This is a genomic window from Solibacillus palustris, assembly GCF_022549215.1.
GTDB classification, from domain to species: Bacteria; Bacillota; Bacilli; order Bacillales_A; family Planococcaceae; genus Solibacillus; species Solibacillus daqui.
Map to the genome: position 1 here is coordinate 72,296 of NZ_JAKZFC010000010.1, position 17,437 is coordinate 89,732.

The 17,437-nt window shown below is 38.6% G+C and carries 12 protein-coding genes; 5 read left to right on the forward strand and 7 right to left on the reverse strand.

Going from position 1 to position 17,437, the window contains the following annotated elements:
- Window positions 1-48: 48 nt before the first annotated feature.
- Together LZ480_RS18325 and LZ480_RS18330 are read left to right on the forward strand one after the other, a co-directional pair.
- Window positions 49-735, forward strand: a complete 687-nt coding sequence (locus LZ480_RS18325) for a response regulator transcription factor (protein WP_241370989.1) — start codon at window positions 49-51, stop codon at window positions 733-735.
- Entirely contained in the window at window positions 722-2,776 is a 2,055-nt protein-coding gene (locus LZ480_RS18330; protein WP_241370990.1) for a HAMP domain-containing sensor histidine kinase, read from the forward strand. The genes LZ480_RS18325 and LZ480_RS18330 overlap by 14 nt, the downstream gene beginning before the upstream one ends.
- 86 nt (window positions 2,777-2,862) lie before the next feature.
- Here LZ480_RS18330 and LZ480_RS18335 read toward each other — a convergent pair whose 3' ends face one another.
- The gene (locus LZ480_RS18335; protein WP_241370991.1) at window positions 2,863-5,052 is read right to left on the reverse strand and encodes a YhgE/Pip domain-containing protein; all 2,190 of its coding nucleotides are present in this window, start codon (window positions 5,050-5,052) and stop codon (window positions 2,863-2,865) included.
- A 185-nt stretch (window positions 5,053-5,237) separates the two neighbouring features.
- Here LZ480_RS18335 and dacB point away from each other — a divergent pair, with 185 nt between their 5' ends.
- Both dacB and LZ480_RS18345 read left to right on the forward strand, forming a co-directional pair.
- A complete protein-coding gene (gene dacB / locus LZ480_RS18340) occupies window positions 5,238-6,632 on the forward strand; it encodes a D-alanyl-D-alanine carboxypeptidase/D-alanyl-D-alanine endopeptidase (protein WP_241370992.1) in 1,395 nt (464 codons plus the stop codon).
- A gap of 67 nt (window positions 6,633-6,699) precedes the next feature.
- Window positions 6,700-7,839: a DUF418 domain-containing protein gene (locus LZ480_RS18345; protein WP_241370993.1), complete on the forward strand. Its 1,140-nt coding sequence runs from the start codon at window positions 6,700-6,702 to the stop codon at window positions 7,837-7,839.
- 34 nt (window positions 7,840-7,873) lie between these two features.
- Here LZ480_RS18345 and LZ480_RS18350 read toward each other — a convergent pair whose 3' ends face one another.
- From LZ480_RS18350 to LZ480_RS18360, 3 genes are read right to left on the reverse strand one after another with little or no spacing between them, the layout of a single operon-like run.
- Window positions 7,874-8,665 carry an ABC transporter permease gene (locus tag LZ480_RS18350; RefSeq protein WP_241370994.1) on the reverse strand — a complete coding sequence of 264 codons (792 nt, stop codon included), beginning with the start codon at window positions 8,663-8,665 and terminating at the stop codon, window positions 7,874-7,876.
- The gene (locus LZ480_RS18355) at window positions 8,655-9,398 is read right to left on the reverse strand and encodes an ABC transporter ATP-binding protein (RefSeq protein ID WP_241370995.1); all 744 of its coding nucleotides are present in this window, start codon (window positions 9,396-9,398) and stop codon (window positions 8,655-8,657) included. Before LZ480_RS18355 ends, LZ480_RS18350 begins: the two co-directional genes overlap by 11 nt.
- The gene (locus LZ480_RS18360; RefSeq protein WP_241370996.1) at window positions 9,399-10,379 is read right to left on the reverse strand and encodes an ABC transporter substrate-binding protein; all 981 of its coding nucleotides are present in this window, start codon (window positions 10,377-10,379) and stop codon (window positions 9,399-9,401) included. It abuts the gene before it with no gap.
- 144 nt (window positions 10,380-10,523) lie between these two features.
- Between LZ480_RS18360 and LZ480_RS18365 the strand changes: the two genes are divergently transcribed.
- Entirely contained in the window at window positions 10,524-11,138 is a 615-nt protein-coding gene (locus LZ480_RS18365) for an NUDIX hydrolase (RefSeq protein WP_241370997.1), read from the forward strand.
- 63 nt (window positions 11,139-11,201) lie between these two features.
- On the opposite strand, the gene LZ480_RS18370 is transcribed toward LZ480_RS18365, so the two are convergent.
- The 3 genes from LZ480_RS18370 to LZ480_RS18380 all read right to left on the reverse strand — a co-directional run bounded on the left by LZ480_RS18370 (window position 11,202) and on the right by LZ480_RS18380 (window position 17,186).
- Entirely contained in the window at window positions 11,202-13,196 is a 1,995-nt protein-coding gene (locus tag LZ480_RS18370) for a methyl-accepting chemotaxis protein (RefSeq protein WP_241370998.1), read from the reverse strand.
- Between the two features lie 503 nt (window positions 13,197-13,699).
- Window positions 13,700-15,394 (reverse strand): methyl-accepting chemotaxis protein, encoded by a 1,695-nt coding sequence (locus LZ480_RS18375; protein WP_241370999.1) that lies wholly within the window; start codon window positions 15,392-15,394, stop codon window positions 13,700-13,702.
- A gap of 298 nt (window positions 15,395-15,692) precedes the next feature.
- Complete coding sequence (locus tag LZ480_RS18380) at window positions 15,693-17,186, reverse strand: carboxypeptidase M32 (protein ID WP_408641641.1); 1,494 nt, start codon at window positions 17,184-17,186, stop codon at window positions 15,693-15,695.
- Window positions 17,187-17,437: the final 251 nt, after the last annotated feature.

A 17,437-nucleotide genomic window follows, 5' to 3' on the forward strand; every position in this document is an offset into this window, starting at 1 on the left:
ATCCTATAGGGTATAGATGCGCCTAAAGAAATGGAGAAGTGACCGGAATTGAATATTTTAATTTGTGATGATGATAAAGAAATTGTAAGGGCAATTAGCATTTATTTAGAAAATGAAGGATACCAAGTATCCAAAGCTTACAATGGGCTTGAGGCAATCGAACAGATTCGAGACCACGCGATTCACCTCATTATTATGGATATTATGATGCCGAAAATGGACGGAATTACGGCAACGATGAAAATACGGCAAGAGAATATGATTCCACTCATTATGCTTTCAGCTAAGTCGGAGGATCATGATAAAATTCTCGGGTTAAATATTGGCGCAGATGATTATTTGGGCAAGCCGTTCAATCCGTTAGAGCTGATGGCAAGAGTAAAATCGCAGCTTAGAAGATATACGACATTTGGCAGTCTTGAGATGAGTAATCACGTATTTCAATCGGGCGGACTGGAGATTGATGATGAACAAAAAATTATTAAGGTTGATAATGCCGAGGTTCATTTAACACCGGTGCAGTATAAAATTGTTAAGCTACTGACAGCAAATGCCGGAAAAGTGTTCACCATTGAAGAAATCTATGAAAAGGTTTGGAATGAACGGGCTGTGAATCCAGAAAATACGGTGGCGGTTCATATCCGAAAGATTCGTGAAAAAATAGAAATTAATCCGAAAGAGCCAAAGTATTTAAAGGTTGTATGGGGAGTGGGGTATAAAATTGAGAAATATTAGTCATGCACGCATTACGAAAGTGATCGTGTTTTTACTTGCCGTTGTTTGTCTAACGGGGGCTGTGAAGGCAGCTGTTGACATGGAAGTAAAATCAATTCATCTTAGTACGATTAATGAGGAAAATTATTATGATAGCCAAGCATTTGTTGATGAAAGTTACGGTCTGATTGCGCCCTTAGCGGAATTGATTGCGCTCTACAAAAGTGAAGAAAACATTTTAAGCGGCAAGGCACTAACGGAAGAAGACATGCACTTTATTGAAGAAACGTTTGTCGATAGTTTCCCTCCATACGAACAGAATCCGAATTGGAGTGAAGCCGAATCGAATCGAATTAATCAAGAAAGATATGCAGCATACGTAAAACGTGAAAAAGAAAAAAGAATAAATGAGCAAGTAAAAATATATTATCGATTAATCGCTGAATTAAAAGAAAAAGAAGGAATCCTCTATTATGGCAGTAATGGTGAGCAAAAATTCGCCAATAGTCAGTTCCAGAAGAAACAACAATTTGAATCATACGATGCGTATATGCTATTTGAGGGTTATCAGCATAAGTTGTATCCGGCAGAAATGAAAAATAGCAGATCTATCCACAATTCACCATACGTAGTGGAAGAACTGAATCCACAAACGGATGTTATTTATATAGCGTTTGAAAAGTCTTTCTTGCAGCAAAAAACACAGGAATGGCTAGATGGAAAAGATACTGCGCAACATTTACTTAATCAATTCCTTGTATTTTTAGCAGGATTTATTTTATCTTTTGTTTATTTAATTGTGGTTATTGGAAGAACGTCATTTAAAGATAATGAAATTCATTTTAATGTCATGGACAAACTATATAATGATTTCAATATTATCATCGTCGTTTCTTTAACAATGTGGTGGATTTTCATGATGGTGGAAGTGTTCCCTGATCGTGATGTATACATGCTTCTTACAATCCTTATTTTTAGTATTGCGTTACTAATGTCATTATCGCTCGTTAAGCATATCAAAAATCGAACAATCCTTTCGCATACACTCATTTATCAACTACTTAAAAAAGCGTTTCTTGCAGTGAAACATGTTTTTGATAGTGGTAGTACGGGGGTGAAGGTTGTTCTACTTGTTATCGGTTATCCAGTAGTAGTTGCAGCAACATTTTTCATGTTCCCGATTACGATTGGTGTTGCGGCATGGCTTGCACTAAAAAAAGTGAAGTCGTTTAACCGCATTAAAGAGGGCGTAGAGCAAATTAAAAATGGCGAGCTTCACCATCATATTGAAGTAAAGGGCAAGGGAGAGCTTAGCCAGCTTGCAACCAATATCAATCAGATTACAGATGGGCTAAGAAAATCGGTGGATAGCGAGATAAAGAGTGAGCGTTTAAAAACAGAGCTTATCACCAATGTTTCGCATGATATTCGAACGCCATTAACATCCATCATTACCTATGTCGATTTATTAAAAATCGAAAAGGACCCTGAAAAAATAGCGGAATATATCGACGTATTAGATCAAAAATCGAAAAGACTGAAGCACTTAACTGATGATTTATTTGAGGCAGCAAAAGCGTCAAGCGGAAGTATGCCTGTACAGTTAGAGAAGATTGATATTGTCTCATTATTAACGCAAGGCATCGGAGAAATGGATGAAATGATTGAAGCGTCGGCCTTAGATTTCAAGCTAGCCTATCCGACAGAAAAGGTGTATATGAAGGCGGATGGGAAACTGCTATGGCGCGCCATCGAAAACCTATTCTCGAATATTTTTAAATATGCACAGCCCGCATCAAGGGTCTATCTGGATGTAGAAGATTTAGAAGATGAGGTACGCGTGACCTTTAAAAACATTTCAGCATTTGAATTAAATATTTCAGCTGACGAACTAATGGAACGTTTTACGCGCGGGGATGAATCGAGAACGAGCCAAGGAAGTGGTTTAGGCTTGTCGATTGCGGAAAGCCTAATCCATATCCAGCACGGAAAGTTCATCGTTCAAGTGGATGGCGATTTATTTAAGGTGATGATTTATTTACCGAAAATTTCAAACGAATAGTATAAAGAAGGAGGTGTCCGTGAAGTGATTCGAAGGACACCTCCTTTTGTTCCTTTAATCTCGAACTATTCAATGTGATGATAAGCTCAATGAAATAATCCGGATTCTCGCGACTTTTTAAGAAGTAGTTTTGTTTTCCGGTTGATCTTTTCTTTTAAGAAGGTGCCGAATAGTAAAAATGCTGCACTAAAGAGTAAAAGGAAGGAAGCATCTCGTAATGCTCTCTGCCAGACGATACCGCCTACAGCTTCACGCATAATATCTACTGCATACGTAAAAGGAAGTGCAGGGTTGATTAACTGAAAAAACTCTGGTAAAAGAACGACTGGATAGGTTCCGCCTGCTCCTGCAATTTGCAAGACAAGCATAATAATTGCAAACGCTTTTCCTATATCGCCAAAAACGGACACAAGCGTGTAAACAATGGACATGAAAACGAAACTAATAAGAAATCCGAACAATATAAACCAGAATGGATTTTTAACATCCACACCTAATAGAACAATGTCACCTATTGTTACAATCAATGCTTGGAAAAGTCCAATAGCAGAGAATGTAAACAATCGACCGAAATATACCGCACGTTCGCTTACATTATTTTCATGGTTGGCATCTGTAGCAAGAAGTGAGATAAGAAGCAAACAACCTACCCATAAAGCTAGAACGGTATAAAAAGGAGTCATACCTGTTCCATAATTTGCGATAGGGAAAAGTTTGTTTTCGTTCAAGACGACCGGCTCTTCAAAGAAGTTACGTTCCGCTTGTGGATCATTGCGGAGTAACTGGATTATTTCATTGAGATTTGTTTCCCCCTGAATTTTTCGTATTTTATCTGCTAGCTGTTTCACTTTGTCATATATATATGGATATTGTGTCAATGCATGATCCAATGTTGTTTTTCCCTCTTTAAGATGCGCGGCTGTACTATTTAGAATACGCGTGACTTCCGGTAAATTGGACTGAATATTGGACAGCATTTCTTTGGCATTTCCTAAGGTTTTTTTTGCATTGGCTACTTCGGAAAGAACAGTTGGTTCAATTGAGTTTTTGTATTCGTTTATAAAGGCATCCAGTTGGACGGTTGTATTCTGAGCTATTTTTTGTAAATCACTCAATATTTTTTGCATTTGTTGTTCTTTATCTTTTACAAGTGTATTGATTTTACGCGTATTCGTTTGCGTTTCTTGTAAAAAAACTTTCAATTCGTTCGTTTTATCAATTGCCTGATCTAGTTTTGTTTGTTGTGCTACGTTGTTTTCTCCCAAACTCGATTCGTTCGAGCTATTGGATAATTCTTTTAACCAATAAAGGTCTTTCCTGATCGAGTCGATAGTTTGGATATTGGAGGTTATTTTGTTGTCGAGGTCCATCTTTACTCGATCCAACTCGGTAAAATCCAAATCGGCGTTTTGAACTTTTTGAAGAAATTCATTAGTACTTTTTGAAATCTTTGATACTTTATCCAAATCATTTTCAATTGTAGGGGCGAGTTCATTTAAACGATTTTGTGCTTTCGTCAAGAAATCGATTGTTTTTCCAATGTGATTCAAACCTTCAGTCGTTATTTGTTCGGCACGAGGCACCATTAAATTAGCCTGTGTGACAATTTTCTGTGCGGAAGAGGCGTCTTTTTGGACATCCATCAGTAAATTGTGGATTGTAGGCAATTCTTGTTCCATTTTGAATACATAGTTTTCAAAGTTATGAATATCTGGTAGGTAGCTTTCTATTTCAATGCCTAAATCATTAAAGATGTTAAAAATGACGCCATTCACATTTGAGATGAATTGACTGCTAACTTCTTGAACAATAACCGTTGCCCCTTGTTCCGTTATTTTGGGCGCAATGGAGTTAATTTTTTCATTTACATAGTATTCGATATCCGCCTTTTGGGGGTTACCTGAAACGATAGAAGCTAACTTTTCGGAAAAGTTTTCTGGGATAATGATGACTGCAAAATAATCACCATATTCAACTTTTTTCATCGCATCTTTTCGAGAAGTAAAAGACCACTTCATGTCTTGATTGTTTTTTAATGTATCGATTAGTTCATTTCCAACGTTTAACTGTTCCCCCCGCACGTTTGCTCCTGCATCTTCGTTTACAATCGCTACAGGAAGCTGATTAGTTTTAGCATAAGGGTCCCAAGAAGCATAAATGTTAAGCCATGCATATAAAGAAGGTAGGAAGACTAAACCTCCTATAAGAATTGCAGCCACCCAATTCCTGCTTATATTTCGAATGTCTGACTTGAAAATATTCCAACTATTTCTCATAACTCGTCCACCCTACTATATTGAAGTTGATAGGTACTTGATGATTGTAGTGTACCCCCAATAAATAATGGCTATCCAAAGTAAAAGTAGGGGGAAAAAATCCATTTCCATCTAACACCCAAATTTATTTTTCTGCTACAATAAATTTACAGTAAATTCAAAATATTTAAAAGGGGATATGGCAAATGGGAGAAATTCAAGCAGTAGAACTCACACCACAAGCAGTAGCAGCACTTGATCAAGCGGTTGAACAAAGTTTAGGGAAAGATAGGGCAACGTTTACATTACGTGACCGTGCCACAGGGGATATTTTATACGCATATCGAGGTGAGCATTTAATGCGCCCAGCCTCGAACATGAAAATTATTTCAGGTGCAGCCGCTTTAGAGGAGCTGGGCTTAGATTATCGCTTTCAAACGGAGCTTTATATTGATGGAGAACTTGAAGATGGCATGTTAAACGGGAATCTCTATGTAAAGGGTTATGGTGATCCAACGATTAACGAAGCAACACTGCGACATTTTGCGGATATATTATGGCAAAAAGGCATTCAATCGATAAACGGGCAACTAATCGGCGATGACACGTATTTCACGGGGGATACATTGCCACCAGGTGTGGATGATGAAGGGGAAACGCATTATTACGGTGCGCGCATCTCACCGATTACGATGTCACCAAATGATGATTTTGATGCGAGTACAATTATAGTGACAGCCGATCCGCAGTCGGTTGGGGAGCAGCCAACATTTACCGTGATTCCACATTTAAGTGGCCATGAAATTACAAACGAAGCGACAACGGTAGAAAGTGGCGCGGAAAACACATTAGAAATCCGTCGGTTAAATGGTACCAATCAAATTGTAATGACGGGTGCGATTCCACAAGGTGAAAGTGCAAAAGTGTGGGTATCATTACAAAATCCAACAGTCAATACTTTGGAATTTTTCAAGGTGCTTTGTGAGCAAAAAGGTATTCAGTTCACACAAGCTCAGCCAGTTACAGTTGGAGAAGTTACGGAAAATGCGGAGCTTATTTACACACATGAATCGCGTACAGTTGCGGAGTTATTTTCGATTTTTATGAAGCTTAGCAACAATAGCATAGCCGATATTTTTGTCAAAACGCTGGGTAAATTACAGCATAGTGTTGGTGATTATGAGTCAGGTTTACTTGTAGTGAATGACTACTTAATGCAAAAAAATATTGATTTTTCAACATGGCAATTCGTTGATGGCTCGGGACTTTCGCATGGGATTCGCCTGCATGCAAATGGCATATCACAGCTATTATTTGAGCTGCAAAAAGAGCCGTATTTTGAGGTGTTCTTTTCATCCTTACCGGTTGGAGGGAACGAAGATCGTTTAATCGGTGGCACGTTGAAAGACCGCTTTTTAGAGCCAGAATTTATGGGCAAAATTTTTGCAAAAACAGGCTATATTCATGAGGTGCACTGCTTATCGGGTTACGCGACAGGTGCGAGTGGGAAGGACTATATATTTTCAATTATGCTAGAAGATTGTGAAGAAGGTATACCGTTTATAGATGAGGGGTTAAAGGCTATTTTAAGCGCAATATAATATATTAATCTAATGATTTTGAATCTTTATCCTACACCTAGCCGTATACAATAAATGGAGGTGTGTGATGAAGAAACGAATGGAAGTATTAGATAGCTTACGTGGCTTTTCATTGCTTGGTATTTTAATTGCGAATATGCTGTATTTTCAATATGGCACAATAACAAAAGAGGAGATTGAGCCGTCTACTTGGTGGGATCAGGCTGCCTTTTATTTCACAAAAATTGTGGTAGAGGCTTCGGTTTATCCGATTTTCGGCTTTTTATTTGGCTATGGCATTATTTTATTTGTAGGTTCACTGGAAAAACGTGAGCTCAATGCAAGAGGACCGCTTTGGCGTCGGGCGATTGGGCTTGTTGTTTTAGGAGCTTTGCATATCGCATTCGTTTGGGATGGCGATATTTTACTTACATATGGCGCGGCACTCATAATGATTATTTTATTTTTCTTAAAACGTCAGGTGAAAACATGGCTTGTTTGGTCGGGGATTTTAGCAGGGCTTATGCTGCCATCGATGTTTTACAAAGAAAATTTATTGGCGCTATTAGCGGAGGAAGCTGACAAGGCAGCCGTTATTTTTTCAAGTGGCACGTATTTAGAGGTTATGCAACATCGCATTGGTCTTGGTGATGATGAATTTGGCCTTATTTTTTGGATAGTTGGTCTAGCGATTGGCTTTATTCTCGTTGCGGTGATGGCTTTTTTCGCGGTTGGGTCCTTTATTTTACTTGGGATGGCGGCTGCAAAGGTAGATTTGTTTAACGATATTGAGCAAAAGCAGCGTCTTCTGAAACGTGTTACATGGCTTGTGCCAGTCGGATTATTATGTAAGGCATTTCTCGTTTGGGAGCATCCAGTTGGCACACTTATTTATGGCTTTGGTACGTATGCACTGGCAATCGGTTATATCGCGTTGTTTACATTACTATTTATCAAGCTAAAAGATCATAAGATTATGCATAGATTTGCAAGTGTAGGGCGTTTATCGTTATCCAATTATTTATTGCAATCGATTATTTGTACAACGATTTTTTACGGCTATGGCTTCGGCTATTTTGGCAAGCTTGGCGTGGCACTGGGGCTCGTACTGGCGCTTATTGTTTACGGCTTGCAGCTTGTTGGCTCACGTCTATATGTACAGCGCTTTTCGATTGGTCCTGTGGAATGGCTGCTGCGCAAGTTTGTGTATTTAGGGAAAGCGAAATGATGAAAACCGCACTTTTCAAAAGGAAGTGCGGTTTTTATTTCCCTAAAATCTTCCGCTCGATAAGCTCCACCAATTTATACATCACTGTTGCGATGACGAGAATCATAACAAGCGCTAAAAATACGAGCGTAAAATTGAACACCTGAAACCCGGAAATAATTAAATACCCTAAGCCCTTTGATGATACTAAAAACTCACCAACAATGACCCCAACCCAAGATAAGCCTACATTGACCTTCAAAGTCGAAATAATGGTCGGCATCGAAGCCGGCAACACGACATGGCGAAACGTTTCGTATTTTGATGCATGAAAAAGCTGCATGACCTTTACATAGTTTTCGTTGACCTGTAAAAAGGCTGAAAAAATAACAATCGTCGAAATAATAACAGAAATTAATACCCCCATGACGATTACAGCCAGCATATTTGGACCGAAAATAACGAGAATCATAGGTCCAATAGCGACTTTCGGCATCGCATTTAACACAACTAAATACGGGTCAAGCACGGCAGCGGCTGTTTTTGATGCCCAAAGAAAAATAGCAAGCACTGTACCAAAAAGGGTGCCGAGCAAAAATCCAATGACCGTTTCAAATAAAGTAATGCCAACATGCGGTAGAAGTGATCCATCTGATATCTTTGTGATAAACAGACTTGCAACAGCTTGAGGACTACTAAAAATAAGCGGGTCTAGTATTCGAAACTGTGTTGCTAGTTGCCAGCATAACAACAACCCTATGAGTAAGCACAATTGAAGCAACAAGATTTTTTGCCTCTGATGGCGGCGAGCGCTTTGAAATTGCTTTTGTAATAAATCAAGGTTCATCGCGCTCAAGCTCCTTCCAAATTTGTTGAAATAATTGTTGAAACGGTGGGGCATTACGTGATTCAAGTGGTGATAATTGCCGTAGCGCCTGAGGAATGATAAAGCATTGTGTAATGGTGCCCGGGCGTGGGCTAAAGATGAAAATTTTATCACTCATGGCAATCGCTTCACTAATATCATGCGTTACTAAAATGGTTGTTGTTTTATAATTTTGTAATGTTTTAGCGACAAAGTTTTCAAGCATTAATTTCGAACGATAATCAAGCGCTGAAAACGGTTCGTCAAGCAACAGCAGTGAGGGATTGACTGCCAGCGTACGGGCAAGTGCAATACGCTGGCGCATCCCACCAGATAGTTGTGTAGGGTAGAGCTTTTTCGTGTGACTGAGTTCAAAGCTTTCCAATAGATCATCGACAATGGTAGAGGGCTGCCGTTTTAAAATCGTCAGCCCCAGTGCTACATTGTCCTCAATCGTTTTCCATGGAAATAAAAAGTCTTGCTGTAGCATATAGCCGATTTCAGGTGAATCGTGTTTAAATTGAAGTGTTCCATCTGTAGGTGCTAGTAAGCCAGCAATAATAGAGAGCAGCGTGGACTTTCCGCAGCCACTAGGACCTAAAAATGACACGAATTCACCTTCAGACAATGTAAAGTGAATATCACAAAGAGCTGTCGTAACGGCTTCGTCCGTGAAAAAATGGTGTGATACATCGTTTACCTGTAAAAAGGTCATTTACTTCACAACCTCATCTGCAATGGAACGATTGACAAGCTTGCTATACTGTACATCGTGGTCTAACGTACCTGCCTCTGTCATAACATCGAGCAAATTTTGGAATTCATCCTCATCTATGACAGGATTTTCGGCATAGGATTTTTGAGCACGATAGCGTTCAACCACTTGTTCAATTAGTGCAAGATCTGTGTCTTCAAAGTACGGAGAGATGGCTTGTGCAACGTCTTTAGCAGGTGCTTCATACACCCATTGCTGTGCTTCATATAGGGCCTTTGTAAAGTTCGTAATAAAGTCATCTGCTTTTAACGTACTTTCTTTTGTCATAAAGCCTGTATATGGGATTGCGCCAAGCTCTTCTCCAAACGAAGCAACAATTTTTCCAATCCCTTTTTGTTCAAAGATGCTCGCAGTTGGCTCAAATAACTGTACGTAATCGCCCGTTCCAGAAGCAAAGGCATTGGCGATATTCGCAAAATCAATATTTTGAATGAGCGTTAAATCCTGCTGTGGGTTAATGCCATTTTTCTTTAATACAAACTCTCCTGCCATTTGTGGCATTCCACCAACCCGCTGCCCTAAAAACGTGCTGCCCTTTAAAGCATCCCATGAAAATTCGCTGTTTTGGTCGCGTGCTACTAAAAACGTACCATCTGTTTGCGTAAGTTGAGCGAAGTTAACAATCGGATCATTTGGGTGTTGGCCGTCTACATAAACCGATGTTTCCGCACCAATTAACGCAATATCAATGCCGTCAGATAATAATGCTGTCATCGTTTTATCGCCGCCTGGAATGGTTGTCAGCTCAATTTGAAGGCCGTGCTTTTCAAAATAATCCTTTTCAATGGCAGCATAAAGAGGTGCATAAAAAATTGAGCGTGTCACTTCGCCAACCTTTACGCTTTGTAACTCTTTGTCTCCACAGCCAACTAAAACTAATAATAATAGTGCACTTAAAAAGGCAAGGCGCAGCCTAGTCATGTAGTCATCCTTTTCTTGTCGATTTTGTAAGTAGCATATGCAACAAAAGGATGTTGCGTGCGAAGGGGGAATATACATTGCACCAAATAACAGGGTTTCGTGTTACGATAAATGCAGTAATTGTCTTAAAGTGAGGGAAAATATATGTTTTTAGAAAAATTGAAAGGACAGCTGGGGAAACCACAGCCACTGTTTTTAGGGGAGGAAACAGCCTTTCGTTCGGCAGTGCTTATTCCACTTGTCGAAAAAGATGGTGAGTGGCATGTACTATTTGAGGTGCGTGCGTTAACGATGCGTAAACAACCAGGGGATATTAGCTTTCCCGGGGGCAAAATCGATGATACAGACGCATCACCATTAGCTGCTGCACTGCGCGAAACACATGAGGAGCTTGGCATTGACCCACAATCGATTCAGCTAATAGGTCATTTAAGCCCGTTTGTAACATCGCCTGCCTTTGTTGTTTATCCATTTATTGGAATTATCGAGGTGGAAGAGCTGAATCATTATAATCGTGACGAAGTAGAGGAGCTATTTATGGTACCACTTAACTGGTTAATGACGCATGAACCGTATGTTCATTATGTACCAATGGAACCAAAGCCCCCCGCAGACTTCCCGTACGATAAAATTGTGAATGGGGAAAACTATCAATGGCGTGCCAGCCGTATGGAAGAATGGTTTTACGAGTACGGAAATTATACAATTTGGGGCTTAACGGCGAGACTGTTGAAGCACTTTATCGAAAAAATGAAATGACAAAGGGAGTGTCCGAGAAGTAATTCTGGAACACTCCCTTTGCGCTGTTACTTTTTAATTCGTTTAGTTCGTTTTAAACACGCTTACCTCAGTTAATAACTCATCCACAATTGCCTCTAATGTTTCTGCTGTAGCAGAAATTTCTTCAATTGAGCATAGTTGTACTTCTGTAGATGTGGCTACAGCTTGTAACAGGCTTTGCGATTTGCCCGAGATGTCCTCAACAACTTGAATATCACCAACAACAAAATCACTATCACGAGCGATTGAATGTGCACGGTCTTGAATGTCAACAAGCTGCTCAGTAATGTTTTCGATATATTGTTTCACTTGTAGGAAGTTTGTTTCAGTTTGTGCGAACATTTCTAAACCTTTTGAAACCTCGCCTAAGCTATCGTTCATCGATTCCACTGATTTTGATGATTCACGCTGAATCGCTGTAATAATTTCTTTTACTTGAATTGATGAATGGTTCGTTTGTTCAGCAAGTTTACGTACTTCATCGGCTACGACTGCGAATCCTTTACCATGTTCACCTGCACGTGCAGCCTCAATAGAAGCGTTAAGGGCAAGTAAATTTGTCTGATCAGCAATGGAAGTAATGACGTTAACAATTTCATTGATTTCATTGGCATATGTATTGACTGTACCGATATCTGATGAAAGACGGTTAAATGTATCCTCAATATTGGCCATTTGTTGCTGGGTTGAAATCACGATATTATGACCAACTTCGGCAGCACTTACTGCATTTTGTGCACTGGATGTTACAAGTGCCGTATTATCCTCGATGGAGTGAATATTATTCGATACTTTTCGCAAAGATTTAAAACTCTTTGTTAATTTTTGTGTTTGCTTTTCAAAACCATCTTGCACATCGTTCATCGCTAAAGCAATTTGCTCGGAGTTTTTTCGATTTTCTGCAAGTGTGGCTGCTAATTCTTCAGAGGAAGCAGAAATGACTGAAGATTGTTCGTGTATATGCTTGATAATTGATGAAAGCATGTCACTCATTTTAGTAAATGAACGACTTAAAATCCCAATTTCATCGCTTTTATCGATTGTTAATGTTGTACGTAAATCACCTGAGCTCATCACAACGGCAGCTGTTGAAATTTGTTTTAACGGCTTTGTAATAGAACGAATGATAATAAGTAAGAAAACCCCTAAAATCACAAGAGCAGCAATAACTACATAAAGCGTCGTTTTTAAGATCGGAGCAGTTGCTTGAGCAATTTCGCTATTAAATATAGTTCCACCAATTTTCCAACCTGTTAACTCATTTGTTGCAACGTACATTTTTTTGTCTGAACCTTCAAATACATAGTCAAATGAGTTGTTTTCTGTAGTGAGCATTTCATTAGCCCAAATTTCTTTTGATACATCTGAACCACCTTCTAAAGTAGGGTGGGCAATAATGGTTTTATTTGTTGTCATTAAAAATGGATATCCTTGTTCGCCGACTTGAATACCATTAACGATTTCAAATAGCGTATCCATTCCTAAGTTTACGGCATAAACACCGCTCCCATCTTCAAGTTGCCTCGATACAGTTACAACCCAATCGCCAGTTGAGGCAGATTGGTGAGGTGTAGCAATCACATACTGGCCAGGATTTTCCTCCGCGTTTTGATACCATGCACGTGTACGGGGGTCAAAATTAGGGTCGTTCATAAGCCCTAAGTCAGGGGATTGAATCATATCACCATTTTTTGTTCCAATAAACGACGAAACAATCCCTTCACTTGTCTCGAAATACTGTTCCATTATTGTTAAAATAGGGTCCCATTCGCGTTCAGTGTCCCAGTCTGATTGTTTAAAAACGCTAGCAAAGTATTGGACATCACTAATAATAGGTGACACATGTTTGTCAATGAACGCATCAACAGATGATACACTTTGCAGTCCGCTAGAATTGATTTTTGCTTCAATTTCATTCTTTGCAGAAAAGTAGGAAGTAAAAGCGATAAGTAACGTAGGAATAAGTAATGCAATTAAAAATGCGAAGCCTAATTTAAAGTTAATTGAGACTTTAAATGCTTTTTTCTGTTTTTCCATTCAGATATTCCCTCCAGGTTCACGGTGATTTATAGTACTTTTTATTTATGTATTTCCATTATAAGACAATTGATTGTTTGAGATTAAAAATTTTTTGTGACAATTACATACTGATGTGAGATAAGTTATTGATAAATAAGGTGTAGTAGACTTTCAGTAACAAATTTCTAGGATTTTCTTCAATAATCGCCTATGATAGACGTAAGAAAAGTGTATGGAGGATATTATGAAAGGGAAAAAGGGATTGTATATTGCAGTTGTGGCGGTTATCGCTATTGCAACGGTATTAGATATTGCATTTAAAGGCTTAGGCTATCAGTTATTACAAAAATTATTATAACTTGCTCCAGCTGACTCAAGTTAAAGCCCCGGTGGATGTCACAGATTTTAAGAGGAATTTTTCGAGGGAATTCGAAAAAAATCTGTTCGCAACTATGCCTAGGCGTAATGGATAAAATAAACCCCTGTAATTCGTAATAAGACGAATTACAGGGGTTTTATGTTTAAGCATTAAACAGTTTAAATTGGCGAACATTAGCATTTAAGTTTTCTGCCATTTGTGCTAAGGTTGCAGCGCTGCTTGAAATTTCATCCATCGAGCCTGTTACTTGTTCTACTGTAGCGGATGTTTCCTCAATACCAGCAGCAGATTGCTGTGAAACGGCTGCAATTTCATCGACTGCGTGGTTAATTGTCGCGGTATTGGCAACGACATCTTCTAATTTGCTAGACATGTCGGAAATATGTAAAGACATTTCGTTAAGTGCATTCGAGATTTTTGTGAAAGTATCACCAGTCATGGCAATCTGAGATGTACCACGTTCAACCTCTTTGTAGCCAGATTCTAAGGAAGTCATTACAAGGTTTGAACCAGTTAAAATACGTTCAACAATTTTCGTAATACCACCAACAGAATATGTTACTTGATCTGCTAACTTACGTACCTCATCGGCAACTACGGCGAAACCTTTTCCGTGTTCACCAGCTCGTGCGGCTTCAATTGCTGCATTCAAAGAAAGTAAATTTGTTTGATCGGCAATGGCATGAATGACTTGGACAATTTGTGAAATCTCCTGTGTTTCTTTGCCTAATTGTTCTACTTTGATGACAGCATCTTTAACGATTGTATCAATTGTCGTCATTTGTTGCGTAGAGGCGTCCATAAGACTTTGACCTTCAGAAGTTAGGGCCAAAACATTGGATGAAGCACCTTGAATTTGATTATTGCGTTTATTAACATCGCTCATTTTCGTTGAGAAGTCACTCATTGTTGAAGCTACATCTGCGGCATTACTCGCTTGTGATTCCGTACCACTCGCAATTTCCGCAACTGTTGTCGAAACTTGTTCTGTACCAGACTTTACTTCTACTGCAGATTGCATTAAATCCTCACTATGTGCTGCTACTTCATTTGATGTCACTTGAATATCTTTTAACATACGATTCATTGTTCTCACGACAGTGTTTGTTGCTTCTGTAAGTTGTGCAATTTCATCTTTTGTACGAACTTCAAGTAAAGGTTCACTAAAATCACCTTGCGCAATATTTTTCATGCGTGTCGTAACCGTTACTATATTTTTTGAAATCTTTGTTGCGCTAATACTTGCGATAAAAATCGATAAAATGACCGTTAGTAAACCTAAAATGACAGTAACCCATTTGGCTGTCTCATTCGAATCAATCATAGCCTGACCCGTTGTATTAATTTTTTCTGTACGATTAGTGGCTAAATCTTTAAAGCCCAAACGAATTTCAGTAGCAGTGCTATCCATTGCTACTAAATTTTTAATAGCGAGCTCCGTATCACCAGCATCATATACAGCAAAAACAGATGTTTGAATGTATGTGTTCCATTCTTCCTCCATTTTATGATATTTTTCGTATATATCGGAGCTTGTGATTTCATGCAACTTCGCGCCTTGTTCACTCGCTAGCTCCATATTTTCGGTAAAAATCGTTTTGTATTTGGGGTTACCAGAAAGAACATAACCACGGACAGCTGCGATGCGCAGTGCCATTGTTTGTGCGATATCATTATCGATTGTTAATAGTTGAAGCTCCTCATTCACAATTATGTCGGTTTGATTCGCACTAGTTGATGTGTGGATAAAATTGTAAGTGGAATAGGCCGCTACGATAATAATAACGATTGAAAATGAAAATAATATATTCATACGAATAGTTTTAAATTGGAACATGTAAAACACTCCTCGCCATTTTTTTACAAATACTAGATTACAATATCATAGTTAGTGATTAGAAAACTGTTGTTACGAAGAAGTAAGAAAAAAATAGATTAAGGTAGTTATTTTCTTGATACTTAGAGTATTAGGAGAGGGAAGCGATCATAATGGGTGCTATTTCATTTGCTTTAGAAATCTGAAGATAAAATAAGGGGATATTTTCATTAAAACGTATATTACACCCAAATAACCTTGATGACTTTCCTTGTATATGCACTAAAAAAGCCGCCCAAGTAGTGAGCGACTTTCACGATTAAAGCTGGTATAACGTTGTATATTTTTCTTTTAAGTAATTGGCTAAATAAGTAGCGCTTAAAGCTTCGCCAGTACCTTCTAAAATAAGTTCATTTGGCTTTTTCAATGCGCCGTATTGATGTACTTTTTCGGTTAACCAATTTTTAATTGGTGCTAATTCCCCGCGACTAAGAAGCTCGTCGAAGTTAGGAATGTCTTGATCCATCGCATGTTTCCACTGCGCTGCATACATGAATCCTAAAGCATAGCTAGGGAAGTAACCAAAGCTACCGCCGCTCCAGTGTGTATCCTGCAGTACCCCTTGAGCATCATTTTCAGGGCGAATACCTAAATATTCTTCATACTTATCGTTCCAAACGCGTGGTAAATCCTCTGCTTGCAAATCCCCATTAAAAATTTCACGTTCAATTTCATAACGAATCATAATGTGTAGCGGGTACGTCAATTCATCAGCCTCAATACGGATGAATGAGGGCTCTGAGAAATTGATTGCCTTTAAAAATTCTACGACGTCAACGTGACCAAACTGCTCTGGCGAATGTTTTTGTAAAATGGCAAAGTTATGTTTCCAGAAATTTTCGTTACGTCCAATAATATTTTCATAAAATAGTGATTGCGATTCGTGTATCCCCATCGAAGCACCAGTAGAAAGCGGTAAGCCGTTTAGTTGAGGGTCTATATTTTGTTCATATACAGCATGCCCGCATTCGTGGATTGTTCCGAATACAGCAGAGCGAAAGTCTGATTCATCGTATTTTGTTGTAACACGAATATCGCCACTATTCAAACCAATCATAAATGGATGTACGGTTTCATCTAAACGGCCCGCCTCGAAGTCGTAACCAAGCTGCTCTAATAGTTCAAGAGAAGCGGCATGTTGCCCTGCTTTCGGGAAGTGCTCGAATAGCATAGATGTATTCGGTTTGTTTGGTGAAGCTTTAATTGCATTTACTAATGGGATGATTGTTGCTTTTAACTCACCAAATAACTGATCAAGCATATCTGTTGTCATATCCGGCTCGTATTTATCAAGTAATGTATTGTAGGCCGAGCCATTTTTGATGCCCCAATAGCCAACAAATCGCTTTTGATAGTCAATAACTTCTTTTAAGTAAGGTAAGAAAATTTGGAAATCTGAAGCTGCCTTTGCTTCTTCCCAAGCGGCTTCTGATTTTGCCTGCAAAATGGTATACGCTTTAAATTCATCACTAGGAATCTTTTTGGATTCATTATATCCTTTTTTCACTTCTTCAAATAAACGACGCGTCACAAAATCTAATTCTTCTTGTTCAAGGTGTAGTAATATATTTCCAAGTTCTTCACTCGTTTGCAGCGCAAATAATTCAGCAGACAATGTTCCAATAACCTCTGCACGTTGGGCGAGCCCTTTTTTAGGGGCCCCAGTACGCATGTCCCAATAAATTACTGATAGTGCCTCAGAGTAGTTTTGCATTTTCTTTACATAATCAATAAAAGCCTCTTTCAAAATCAATCACTCCTTTTGTTTTAATTATATAGTGGAAATAGAGAATAAGTTGAGAATATTTCAAAAAAAGAATAAAATAGTTCGATTAAAATTGAGTCATTTAAAAATTATAATAAAGGTTATAAACAATTATATAAGTAGAAACTAATATCAAAAAAATAAATTAAAAAAAGTTATTAAAAACTGTTGACGGTTATTTAAAAGGGGTGTAATATTCTAATAGTCGTCAGCAGCAAGTTGATAACAAAGCGAAACAA

Bases quoted from the DNA above. Each gene is read 5' to 3' on its own strand.
- LZ480_RS18355 (WP_241370995.1), bottom strand. From the start codon at position 9,398: ATGACCTTTTTACAGGTAAACGATGTATCACACCATTTTTTCACGGAC.
- LZ480_RS18365 (WP_241370997.1), top strand. From the start codon at position 10,524: ATGTTTTTAGAAAAATTGAAAGGACAGCTGGGGAAACCACAGCCACTG.
- LZ480_RS18335 (WP_241370991.1), bottom strand. From the start codon at position 5,052: ATGAGAAATAGTTGGAATATTTTCAAGTCAGACATTCGAAATATAAGC.
- dacB (WP_241370992.1), top strand. From the start codon at position 5,238: ATGGGAGAAATTCAAGCAGTAGAACTCACACCACAAGCAGTAGCAGCA.
- LZ480_RS18345 (WP_241370993.1), top strand. From the start codon at position 6,700: ATGAAGAAACGAATGGAAGTATTAGATAGCTTACGTGGCTTTTCATTG.
- LZ480_RS18370 (WP_241370998.1), bottom strand. From the start codon at position 13,196: ATGGAAAAACAGAAAAAAGCATTTAAAGTCTCAATTAACTTTAAATTA.
- LZ480_RS18375 (WP_241370999.1), bottom strand. From the start codon at position 15,394: ATGTTCCAATTTAAAACTATTCGTATGAATATATTATTTTCATTTTCA.
- LZ480_RS18360 (WP_241370996.1), bottom strand. From the start codon at position 10,379: ATGACTAGGCTGCGCCTTGCCTTTTTAAGTGCACTATTATTATTAGTT.
- LZ480_RS18350 (WP_241370994.1), bottom strand. From the start codon at position 8,665: ATGAACCTTGATTTATTACAAAAGCAATTTCAAAGCGCTCGCCGCCAT.